The 10,398-nt window shown below is 68.8% G+C and carries 8 protein-coding genes; 7 read left to right on the forward strand and 1 reads right to left on the reverse strand.

All coding sequences use genetic code 11. The annotated features are described in order from the left end of the window. Positions 1 to 560, reverse strand: a 560-nt coding sequence (locus VI238_RS00590; protein WP_331647390.1) for a sigma-70 family RNA polymerase sigma factor, incomplete at its 3' end; no start/stop codon positions are given. Positions 561 to 876: 316 nt separating this feature from the next. Between VI238_RS00590 and VI238_RS00595 the strand changes: the two genes are divergently transcribed. The 7 genes from VI238_RS00595 to VI238_RS00625 all read left to right on the forward strand — a co-directional run. Then, positions 877 to 2,145, forward strand: coding sequence for an efflux RND transporter periplasmic adaptor subunit (locus tag VI238_RS00595; RefSeq protein WP_331647391.1), 1,269 nt, complete (start codon positions 877 to 879; stop codon positions 2,143 to 2,145). Between the two features lie 55 nt (positions 2,146 to 2,200). Beyond that, a complete protein-coding gene (locus tag VI238_RS00600; RefSeq protein WP_331647392.1) occupies positions 2,201 to 2,929 on the forward strand; it encodes an ABC transporter ATP-binding protein in 729 nt (242 codons plus the stop codon). 12 nt (positions 2,930 to 2,941) lie between these two features. Beyond that, positions 2,942 to 4,246, forward strand: a complete 1,305-nt coding sequence (locus VI238_RS00605) for an ABC transporter permease (protein WP_331647393.1) — start codon at positions 2,942 to 2,944, stop codon at positions 4,244 to 4,246. Positions 4,247 to 4,357: 111 nt separating this feature from the next. Continuing rightward, positions 4,358 to 5,569, forward strand: coding sequence for an ABC transporter permease (locus VI238_RS00610; protein ID WP_331647394.1), 1,212 nt, complete (start codon positions 4,358 to 4,360; stop codon positions 5,567 to 5,569). Positions 5,570 to 5,770: 201 nt separating this feature from the next. Beyond that, positions 5,771 to 7,570: a DUF885 domain-containing protein gene (locus VI238_RS00615; RefSeq protein ID WP_331647395.1), complete on the forward strand. Its 1,800-nt coding sequence runs from the start codon at positions 5,771 to 5,773 to the stop codon at positions 7,568 to 7,570. 165 nt (positions 7,571 to 7,735) lie between these two features. After that, complete coding sequence (locus VI238_RS00620; protein WP_331647396.1) at positions 7,736 to 9,082, forward strand: sigma-54 dependent transcriptional regulator; 1,347 nt, start codon at positions 7,736 to 7,738, stop codon at positions 9,080 to 9,082. Between the two features lie 176 nt (positions 9,083 to 9,258). Further along, on the forward strand, positions 9,259 to 10,398 hold a 1,140-nt coding region (locus VI238_RS00625; RefSeq protein WP_331647397.1), incomplete at its 3' end, for a sensor histidine kinase.

Raw genomic sequence — 10,398 nt, forward strand, 5'->3', positions numbered from 1 at the left:
CATGGCGCCGCCTCCTGTTCGGGTTCGAGCAACGCGCGCAGGCGGCTGCTGCCGCGCGCGACCTGGGACTTGGAGAAGCTGACCGACTTGCCGGTCATCTCGGCAATCTCCTGGTGCGTGTATTCCTCGACGTGGTACAGCCACAGCACGCTGCGCGTGAGCGCGGGAAGCCGGCCGAGCGCCTGTTCGAGCCGGCGCGCGTCCGCGAGCGCCCACGGCGGCGGCGCGTGGCCCTCGCTCGCGTCGTCGTCGGGCAGCTCCTCGAGCACGACGCCGCGTTCCTTGCGCAGGCGCATGAGCGCCTGGTTGACGACGATCTGGCGCAACCAGCCCCAGAACGGCGCCTCGCCGCGGAACTGCCCGATGCGTTCGAGCAGGTTCAGCATCGCGTCGTGCACGGTTTCACGCGCATGGTCGGCGTCGCCGAGCATGCGCAACGCGAGCGTGTAGGACGGCCGTTCGAACGCGCGGTAGATCTGCTCGAGCGCACCGATCTCGCCGCGCCGGGCACGGGCGAGAACGGTGTCGGGTACGTCGATCTGGAAGCTGGCTGGGCTCACGGTGAGGTCAGATGCGGGTCGTGGGCATTTGGTCGCAGCGTCGGCCGGAAGCGGGCGGAATCGGGAGTTCCCCACAGGCTACCCCGTAGAGGAGCGAGCGCACCGAGGGAATCGCCGCCGGCCCGTTCCCGCGATCCCGCGGCGGTACATGGCCCCCGCCCCGTTCCCGTGCCTGTCCGGCCCGTGTCCGCGAGGCGGCTGGACACTGTCCGCGCTGCGGTGTCCGGCCAATTTATCAATATAATTCAATGCTTTGACGTTTGGCATGCTCATTGCTGAAGAAGGTCCAGACCCCTTTCGATGGAGCCAGCTTCCGATGATCCGCGACACCTCGGCACAGGACCGCCCGATCGCCGCCCCGCGCAACCGCAAGAAGCAGATCGTCTGGGTCGGGCTCGGCCTCGCGACGCTCGTCGCGCTCGGCCTCGTCATGCCGACGGTGGCACGCCTCATGTCGTCGGATTCGTCGGCGAGCAGCGCGCGCCTGCGTATCGCCGAGGTCAAGCGCGGCACGCTCGTGCGCGATGTGTCGGTGCAGGGGCGCGTGGTCGCCGCGGTGAGTCCGACGTTGTATGCGCGCACCGCCGGCACCGTCACGCTCGACGTGCATGCGGGCGACAAGGTCGCCAAGGGCGACGTCGTCGCGGAGGTCGATTCGCCCGAACTCACCAACCGCCTCAAGCAGGAACAGGCCACGCTCGACAGCCTCGGTCTCGACGTCGAGCGCGCGACGATCGACAACCGCAAGGCGCAGGCCGCCTCGCAGATGGCGTACGAACAGGCGGTCATCGACCGCCAGACCGCCGAGCGCGAGGTCGAGCGCAACGAGAAGGCGTTCCAGCGCGGCGCGCAGCCGGAAATGACCGTGTTGCGAGCGAAGGACTCGCTCGCGAAGGCGAAGCTCTCCGAGGCGAACGCGCAGCACAACGTGCAGCTCGACCGCGAGAGCCTCGCGTTCAACCTGAAGACCAAGCGTGTCGCGCTCGATCGGCAGAAGCTGCTGGTGGAAGACCTCGCGCGCCAGGTCGACGAACTCAAGCTGCGCTCGCCGGTCGACGGCGTGGTCGGGCAGCTCATCGCGCAGCAGCGTGCGAACGTGGCCGCGAGCGCGCCGATCCTCACCGTCGTCGACCTCACCGCGCTCGAAGTCGAGGTGCAGGTACCCGAGGTGTTCGCGCACGACCTCGGCGTCGGCATGTCCGCGGAGATCCAGGACGGCGGCGAGCGCTATGCGGGCGAAGTCAGCGCGATCTCGCCCGAGGTACTCAACGGCCAGGTCACCGGACGCGTCCGCTTCGGCGACAGGAAGCCGGCCGGCCTGCGCCAGAACCAGCAGCTCACCACGCGCATCCTCATGGACGAACACCCGAACGTGCTGATGGTCGAACGCGGCCCCTTCGTCGACACCGGCGCCGGACGCGTCGCCTACGTCGTGCGCAACGGTACCGCCGAGCGCACCGCGATCCAGGTCGGCGCGACGAGCCTCAACGCGGTCGAGATCGTCAGCGGCGTCAAGGAAGGCGACCGCATCGTGATTTCGGGCACCGATGAATTCAAGGGGGCGCAGAAGATCGCGCTCAACTAACCACCTCCATTCCGCATCAGAACGCGACACCGACGAACCACGACGAGGAACCGCCATGCTCAAGATGACCCACCTGCAGAAGGTCTACCGCACGCACCTGATCGAAACCTACGCGCTGCGCGACTTCTCGATCAACGTGCGCGAAGGCGAGTTCGTCGCGGTGACCGGCCCGTCCGGCTCGGGCAAGACGACCTTCCTCAACATCGCGGGTCTGCTCGAGGAGTTCACCGGCGGCGAATACCACCTCGACGGCGTCGAGGTGCGCGGCCTCGGCGACGACGCGCGTTCGCGGCTTCGCAACGAGAAGATCGGCTTCATCTTCCAGAGCTTCAACCTGATCCCCGACCTCAACCTGTTCGACAACGTCGACGTGCCGCTGCGCTACCGCGGCTTCGGCGCGGCCGACCGCAAGAAGCGCATCGAGGAGGCGCTCTCGCGCGTGGGCCTCGCCTCGCGCATCAAGCACTATCCCGCCGAGCTCTCGGGCGGCCAGCAACAGCGCGTCGCGATCGCGCGCGCGCTCGCCGGTTCCCCGCGCCTGCTGCTCGCCGACGAACCGACCGGCAACCTCGATTCGCTCATGGCGCGCGGCGTGATGGAGCTGCTCGAGGAGATCAACCGGCAGGGCACGACGATCGTGATGGTCACGCACGATCCGGAACTCGCGGCGCGCGCGCACCGCAACGTGCACGTCATCGACGGCCAGGTCACCGACTTCGACGACGAGCCGACGTTGCGCCGTTCCGTGCGCGACGGCGATACCGCCGCCGCCGCGATCGCCTGAGGAGGACCGCGCATGTTCGCCTACTACCTCCAGCTGGGCCTGCGCAGCCTCCGGCGCAACCCGATCCTCACCGCTCTCATGGTCGCCGGCATCGCGCTCGGCATCGCCGCGAGCATGACCACGCTGACGGTGCTGCACCTCATGGGCAGCAATCCGATCCCGTGGAAGAGCGACAAGCTCCACTACGTGCAGCTCGACAACTGGAGCGGGGACCAGCCGTACTACGACGACGGCCGCCCGCCCGACCAGGTCACCTACCAGGACGCGGTCGCGCTCATGAAGGCGGCCAGGGCCGACAAGCAGGCGGCGATGTTCAAGCTGTCGCTGCCGGTGCAGCCGGACAACAAGGACCTCAAGCCGTTCCAGGCGCTCGCGCGCGTCACCTACGCGGACTTCTTCGCGATGTTCGAGCCGCGCTTCAGGTATGGCGCACCGTGGAACCGCGACCAGGACGAGAGCCACGCGCGCGTGGTCGTGCTCGGCGACGCGATCAACGAGAAGCTGTTCGGCGGCCAGGACAGCACGGGCAAGAACGTGCGCCTCGACGGCATCGACTACACCGTCGTCGGCGTGCTCGAGAAGTGGAACCTGCGCTCGCGCTATTACGACCTCACCAACGGCGCGTTCGCCGATCCGGACGAATTCTTCATGCCTTTCACGACCGCGATCGACCTCAAGCAGCGCTCGAGCGGCAACAACAGCTGCTGGAAGTCGTCCGGCGACGGCTGGGACGCCTACCTCGCCTCCGACTGCGTCTGGATCCAGATGTGGGTGCAGCTCGATTCGCCCGCGCGGCTGGCCGAGTACAAGTCGTTCCTCGACAGCTACGTCAGCGAACAGAAGAAGCTCGGCCGCTTCCCGCGCCCGCTCAACAACCGCCTCCTCGACGTGACCGGGTGGATGAAGGACCAGAAGGTCGTCTCGCGCGACATGGAGGTGCAGACCGGGCTCGCGTTCGCGTTCCTCGCCGTCTGCCTCGTCAACACGATCGGCCTGCTGCTCGCCAAGTTCACGCGCAAGTCCGGCGAGATCGGCCTGCGCCGCGCGCTCGGCGCGAGCCGGCGCGACGTGTTCACGCAGTTCCTGGTCGAGTCGGGCGTGGTCGGCCTCACCGGCGGCGTGCTCGGCCTCATGCTGACAGGGCTCGGTCTGCTCGCGGTGCGCGCGCTCTACACCGAGTACAAGACCGTGGCGAGCCTCGATTGGGCGATGGTCGCGACGACGATCCTGCTCGCGATCGCCGCGGCCTTGCTCGCGGGCCTTTACCCGACCTGGCGCGCGTGTCGCGTGCAGCCGGCGGCGCAGTTGAAGGTGTGAAGGCCGGGATCGGGGATCCCGGACCGGGGCTTCGCGAAAGCGCGAGCGCCCGTTCCGGGATGCCGTTCTCCGATCCCGAAATCTCCAATCCCGAATCCCGGATCTAAAGCCATGGAAATCCGCCCCATCCTCTCCGCGCTCATGCGCAGCAAGGTGTCGATGATCCTGATCGGCCTGCAGGTCGCGCTCACCCTCGCGATCGTCTGCAACGCGCTGTTCATCATCGGCCAGCGCCTCGACCTCATGAACCGCCCGAGCGGCATGAACGAGGCCGACACGTTCGTGTTCGGCAGCTCCGGCTTCGGCCAGGGCTACGATGCGCGCGCGGTCATGAAGTCCGACCTCGCCCTGCTCAGGCAGATCCCCGGCGTCGCGGATGCGAGTCCGTCCAACTCGGTGCCGCTCAGCGACGGCGGCTGGGGTTCGGGCATCTCGCTGCAGGCGAAGCAGAAGACCTCGACGGCCGACACCACGTTCTACATGGTCGACGACCATGGCCTGAACACGTTCGGCGTGAAGCTCATCGCCGGCCGCAACTTCACGCCGGCCGAGATCGAGGACCACGACCAGGGCCAGCGCGTGCAGCCGCCCGTGATCATCGTCACCAAGGCGCTCGCGGACAAGCTGTTCCCGAACGGCGACGCGCTCGGCAAGCAGGTCTACCTCGACGAGGACGATCCGCGCAGCACGATCGTCGGCATCGTCGAGAAGACGCAGGAGCCCTGGGTCAGCAGCAAGGACATCGAGCACGCGACGTTCATCCCGTACTTCATGCCGTACGGAAACTTCACGCGCTACGTCGTGCGCGCGGAGCCGGGCCGTCGCGACGAGGTCATGAAGGCGGTCGAGCAGAAGCTGGCGGAAGCGAACCCGAGCCGCATCATCGGCAAGCTGCGCAGCATGGAGCAGGTGCGCAGGGAGGCCTACGCGAACGACCGCGCGATGGCCATCATCCTCGGCGCCGTGATCGCCGCGCTGCTCGCGGTGACCGCGCTCGGCATCGTCGGCATGGCGAGCTTCTGGGTCGCGCAGCGCACCCGCCAGATCGGCACGCGGCGCGCGCTCGGCGCGACGAAGTTCGACATCCTGCGCTATTTCCAGACCGAGAACTTCATCATCACGACGATGGGGCTCGTCGCGGGCGGCGTGCTCGCCTACGCGCTCAGCCTCTGGCTGATGCAGCAATACCAGTCGCCGCGCCTGCCGTGGTACTACGTGCCGGTCGGGTTCGTCTGCCTGTGGGCGCTCGGACAGCTCGCGGTGCTCGGACCCGCGCTGCGCGCCTCGCGCGTTCCTCCTGCGGTGGCGACGCGCAACGTCTGACCGGTACCGCGCCGGATGCCGCGCGCCGGATGCGCCGGGCCGACGACAGGCGTCGTCGGCCCGGTGGATGCCCGCGACTTCCGGCCCATTCCATCGCCGCGACGATCGCGCACCATCGCGTCCGACTCCGGTGCGGACATCGCCTGGAGACCGTTGCGGCTGCCGGCTCCTGCCGGCGCACCTTCCCTCGGAGTTCTCCCCATGTCGCGCAAACCGCACACCCTGCTCGCCGTCGCTGCCGCGATCGGCATCGGATTCATGCCATCCGCGTTCGCCGCCGACGACGTCGCGGCGCGCGTGAAGGCGCTCGACGACCTGCTCGCCGAGCAATGGCAGTACCAGCTCAAGGAATCGCCCGAGTTCGCCTCGATCCTCGGCGACTACCGCTACAACGACAAGTGGGGCGACTACTCGCTCGCCCATGTCGCACAGCAGAACAAGGATGCGAAAGCGTTCCTCGCGCGCTTCAAGGCGATCGACACGACCGGGTTCGGCGAGCAGGATCGCCTGAACCAGGAACTCATGGTGCGCCAGCTCGAGGACGGCATCCGGGCGTTCGAGCTCAAGACCTACGAGATGCCGATCGACCAGTTCAGCGGCGCGCACCTGCAGCTCGCGCAGTTCGTCTCGGCGCTGCCGTTCGACAGCACCCAGCATGTCGAGGATTACATCGCGCGCCTCGACGGCGTGCCGCACCTGATCGATTCGTTGATCGAGGTCCTGAAGCAGGGCGAGAAGGACAAGCTCATGCCGCCGCGCTTCCTGCTCGAGAAGGTGGTCGGCCAGTGCCGCTCGATCGCCGAGCCCGCGGGCGAGGCGAGCGTGTTCGGCATGCCGGTCGCGAAGTTCGCCGACACCGTACCGGAGGCCGACCGCAAGCGCCTGCACGATGCGGTGATTGCCGCGGTCGACGGCAAGGTGCGGCCGGCGTACCGCAAGCTCGCCGATTTCGTCGAGAAGGACTATGCGCCGAAGGGTCGCACGCAGGAAGGCCTGTGGGCGTTGCCGAACGGCGACAAGCTCTATCGCTTCGCGGTCGAGCAGATGACCACGACGACGATGGATCCGGCCGCGATCCACGAGCTCGGCCTGTCCGAGGTCAAGCGCATCGAGGGTGAACAGACCAAGATCGCGCTCAAGCTCGGCTACAAGGATCTCAAGGCGATGCGCACGGCGCTGGAGAACGATCCGAAGGTGCACGCGACCTCGCGCCAGCAGATCGTCGACCTATACAAGAAGTACATCGCGCAGATGCAGCCGAAGCTTCCCGAGCTGTTCGGCCTGCTGCCCAAGACCCAGGTCGAGGTGTTGCCGACGCAGGAATACCGCGAGAAGGAGGCGTCCGGCGCCGAGTACTCGCAGGGCACGCCGGACGGCTCGCGCCCCGGTCGCATCTACGTCAATACCTACGACTTCAGCAAGCGACTGACCACCAACATCGAAACGACCGCCTACCACGAAGGCGTGCCGGGTCATCACATGCAGATCTCGATCGCGCAGACGCTGCCGGGCCTGCCGCCGTTCCGCCAGCAGGCCGGCTACACCGCCTACATCGAGGGCTGGGCGTTGTACGCGGAGCGCCTCGGCGAGGAGCTCGGCTTCTTCCAGGACCCGCTCAGCTATTACGGCCACCTCTCCGACGAGCTGCTGCGCGCCGACCGCCTCGTGCTCGACACCGGCGTGCACTACAAGCACTGGACGCGCCAGCAGATGATCGACTTCTTCCGCGAGCACTCCTCCGAGGACGAGCCGAGCATCCAGGCCGAGACCGATCGCTACATCTCGACGCCGGCGCAGGCGCTCGCGTACAAGCTCGGCCAGCTCAAGATCCTCGACCTGCGTGCGCGCGCGAAGAAGGAACTCGGCGACCGCTTCGACATCCGCGCGTTCCACGACACCGTGCTCGGCGGCGGCGCGCTGCCGCTCAACGTGCTCGATGCGCGCGTGAGCGCGTGGATCGCGTCGGTCAAGGCCGGCAAGGGCGCGGCGCGCAGCGGCTGAAGACATCGTTGTCGCGGCGCGGCGCCGACGGCGCCGCGCCGTCCCGCGCCGGCGATTGGACGGCGTGTCCGGATCGACCCATACTGCCTTCACCTCCACGCAACCTTTTCGCCTTCCGCCGCATCCAAGCGGCGGATGTGCGACCCGACCTCCCAGCACGAATCCATGCGAACGGTCCTCGTGATCGACGACAACCCCGCGGTCGGTACCTCGCTCGACCTCCTGTTCGGCTTGCGCGAGATCCGCACGCTGACCGCGCAATCGCCCGAGGAGGGTCTCGCCGTGCTCGCGCGCGAGCCGGTCGACCTCGTCGTGCAGGACATGAACTTCACCGCCGACACGACCTCGGGCGAGGAAGGCATCGCGCTGTTCCGCGCGATCCGCGAGCGCTATCCGGACCTGCCGATCGTGCTGCTCACCGCGTGGACGCACCTCGAGACCGCGGTCGAGCTGGTCAAGGCCGGCGCGGCCGACTACCAGGCCAAGCCGTGGGACGACCACAAGCTCGTCGCGACGGTCGAGAACCTGCTCGAACTGTCCGAGGCGACGCGCGAGGTCGCGCGCTTCCGCGACGAACGCCGGCGCCGGCGCAAGGCGCTCGACGCGAAGTACGACCTGCGCGGCCTCGTGTTCGCGTCCGCCGCGACCGAACGCGTGATCGAGCTCGCGTGCCAGGTCGCGCGCGCGGACATCCCGGTGCTCATCACCGGCCCGAACGGCGCGGGCAAGGAACGCATCGCCGAGATCATCCAGGCCAATTCGTCGGTCAGGGACGGGCCGTTCGTGACGGTCAACTGCGGCGCACTGCCGTCCGAACTCATCGAGGCGGAGCTGTTCGGCGCCGACGCGGGCGCCTACACGGGCGCGCCGAACCGCGCGCGCGAAGGGCGCTTCGAGATCGCCGACGGCGGCACCCTGTTCCTCGACGAGATCGGCAACCTCCCGCTCGCGGGCCAGGCCAAGCTGCTGCGCGTGCTCGAGAGCGGCCAGTTCGAGCGGCTCGGTTCGAGCCGCACGCGCAAGGTCAAGGTGCGCGTGATCAGCGCGACCAATGCGGACCTCGCCGCGATGATCCGCGAGGGACGCTTCCGAGAGGACCTCTACTACCGCCTCAACGTGATCGAGCTGCGCCTGCCTCCGCTCGCCGAACGCAGCGACGACATCGTGCCGCTCGCCGAGCACTTCCTCGCCGGCGCGGCCGTGCTCGACGACAGCGCGCGCAGCGCGCTGACCGCGCATTCCTGGCCCGGCAACGTGCGCGAGCTCAAGAACGCGATCCAGCGCGCGGCGCTGCTGTGCCAGAACGGCGTCGTCACCGCGCGCGACCTCGGTCTCGCGCCGGCGCGCAGCGTCGGGCGCATCGCCGCCGACGCCGAGCCCGATCGCGAGGCGATCGAAACCGCCCTGCGCAACGCGCGCGGCGTGATCAGCCAGGCGGCGGCCGAGCTCGGACTGTCGCGCCAGGCGTTGTACCGGCGCATGGAGAAGGCAGGCCTGAGGGCCGACGGCTGAGGGCGTCGCAGCGCGGCGCCTGTCGATCGAGGGCGGCCTCTCGCGCTTCGCACGTGCAGGGCGGAAGGCGCAGGCGCCGTCGACTCGTGCTTCGCCCGCGGCCCGAACGGCCGCGCGGCGCGCGCACCTGTGCAAGGCGATAATCGCCCAGCCCCAGCCCTGAGCCCAGCCCTCCCATGCGCCTCGTTTCGCTCGAAGGCAAACTCGCTGCAGCCCTGTTCGCCGCCGTCGTCGCGGCGGCGGCGATCGCGGGGTGGACGACCGTCTGGTTCGCGTCGCCGTGGTACGGCGCCGCGGCGACCGTGCTCGCGCTCGGCCTGCCCGCGCTCGCCTTCGCGCGCCAGCTCGCGCACCCGGTCGCCTCGCTGATCCGCGCGTTGTCGGGCAGCGTGGTGGCGTTCCGCGACGGCGACTTCAGCTTTTCGATCGCCACGCGGCGCGGCGACGAAGTCGGCGAGCTCGTCGCCGCGCACAACGAACTCGGCCGCGTGCTGCGCGAGCAGCGCCAGCACCTGTTCCAGCGCGAGCTGCTGCTCGACACCGTGGTGCAGAACACGCCGACGGCGCTCGTGCTGGTCGAGCCGGGCGGCCACGTCGTCTACGCGAACCTGTCGGCGCGCCAGTTGCTCAACGAGGGCCGAACGCTCGCGGGCGAGCGGTTCGATGCGCTCGTCGCGGGTGCGCCGGCGCCGCTCGCACGCGCGATCGCGAGCGGCGGCGACAGCCTGTTCAGCGTGCCGTTCGAGCACGAGGACGAGACCTTCCACCGGTCGCAGCGCGAGTTCAAGCTGCAAGGGAGGCCGCATCGCCTCTACCAGATCAAGCGCCTCACGCGCGAGCTCGCGCGCCAGGAAGTCATGACCTGGAAGAAGGTGATCCGCGTGATCAGCCACGAGCTCAACAATTCGCTCGGGCCGATCCGCTCGCTGTCGCATTCCGGGCGCGAACTCGCGCGCCTCGGCGACGCCGTCCGCCTCGGCATCGTGTTCGACACGATCGAGGAGCGCACGCGCCACCTCGAAGGTTTCATCTCCGGGTACGCGCGCTTCGCCAAGCTGCCGCTGCCGCGACCGGAGCGCGTCGAATGGGGCCCATTCCTCGCCGGTCTCGCGCGCCACTATCCGTTCCGCGTCGCGGGCGTCGAACCTGCGCAGCCGGGCTGGTTCGACCGCGCGCAGGTCGAGCAGGTGCTCATCAACCTGCTGAAGAACGCGCACGAGGCGGGCGGGCCCGCCGACGCGATCGAGCTCGGCGTGGCGCAGGGCGCGCGCGAGACACGCATCGAGGTCGCCGACCGCGGCAGCGGCATGAGCGAC

Origin of the sequence: Dokdonella sp., assembly GCF_036518555.1 — a bacterium.
GTDB lineage: Bacteria > Pseudomonadota > Gammaproteobacteria > Xanthomonadales > Rhodanobacteraceae > Dokdonella_A.

Bases quoted from the DNA above. Each gene is read 5' to 3' on its own strand.
- VI238_RS00615 (WP_331647395.1), top strand. From the start codon at position 5,771: ATGTCGCGCAAACCGCACACCCTGCTCGCCGTCGCTGCCGCGATCGGC.
- VI238_RS00595 (WP_331647391.1), top strand. From the start codon at position 877: ATGATCCGCGACACCTCGGCACAGGACCGCCCGATCGCCGCCCCGCGC.
- VI238_RS00610 (WP_331647394.1), top strand. From the start codon at position 4,358: ATGGAAATCCGCCCCATCCTCTCCGCGCTCATGCGCAGCAAGGTGTCG.
- VI238_RS00620 (WP_331647396.1), top strand. From the start codon at position 7,736: ATGCGAACGGTCCTCGTGATCGACGACAACCCCGCGGTCGGTACCTCG.
- VI238_RS00605 (WP_331647393.1), top strand. From the start codon at position 2,942: ATGTTCGCCTACTACCTCCAGCTGGGCCTGCGCAGCCTCCGGCGCAAC.
- VI238_RS00600 (WP_331647392.1), top strand. From the start codon at position 2,201: ATGCTCAAGATGACCCACCTGCAGAAGGTCTACCGCACGCACCTGATC.